This window comes from Streptomyces sp. NRRL F-5126, from assembly GCF_000721265.1.
Taxonomy (GTDB): Bacteria; Actinomycetota; Actinomycetes; order Streptomycetales; family Streptomycetaceae; genus Streptomyces.
In genome coordinates this window covers 1-653 of record NZ_JOFZ01000055.1, presented here as the reverse complement: position 1 = coordinate 653, position 653 = coordinate 1, and the positions used below count along the sequence as shown (strand labels likewise).

Below are 653 nucleotides of genomic sequence, written 5' to 3'. Positions count from 1 at the left end.
GGCCTACGACGACCGGATCAAGAAGGCGCGTCAGGCACGGCTGGCGGGCCTGGCCGGACCGGAGACGCCGGAAGTCCTGCTGGACGCGCTGATGGTGTGGACCCTGTCCACCCGGCACGGCCGCGAGGACTCCCCGGAGGTCACTCCCTACTACGCCTCCCCGAACAAGACGGGCGAGGACTTCGCGGGCGGCCTGTCCCGGCCCGACGTCGCGTGCGACGCGATCCGCCGGCGGATGGTGCCTCCGGCCGACCCGGAGCACAAGGACTGCGTGAACTGGGCGATGGTCCCGCAGATCTGGGAGAAGCCGCTGGCCGACTTCACGCCCGAGGAGCGGGCGGCGGCCTGGATCCAGGAGTACGACAAGACGGCGGCCTGGCTGCCCGCGTACTCCAACGTCAGGCTCGGGATCGGGGAGCCGACCCACCTCGAGGACGGGGGGGCCGCGTACGACAAGCGGTTCGCCGGGTACTGGCGCGTCGCTGAGATCCCCGGCACGGTCGCGCTGCCGGGTCTGCCGCCGCTGGTGTTCAAGGAGGCCCAGGAGGGCGGCTACTGGGTGGCCACCCCGAGCATGGACCTGCTGAAGGAGCTGTGGCCCACCTGGGACCCCCAGATTCTGGAGGCGTGGGTGTGGCAGGACTCGAAGCGGG

1 protein-coding gene is annotated in these 653 nt (G+C 71.5%); it reads left to right on the top strand.

What is annotated here, in order from left to right:
- Positions 1 to 653, top strand: a 653-nt coding sequence (locus tag IH48_RS33895; RefSeq protein ID WP_037844022.1) for a hypothetical protein, incomplete at both ends; no start/stop codon positions are given.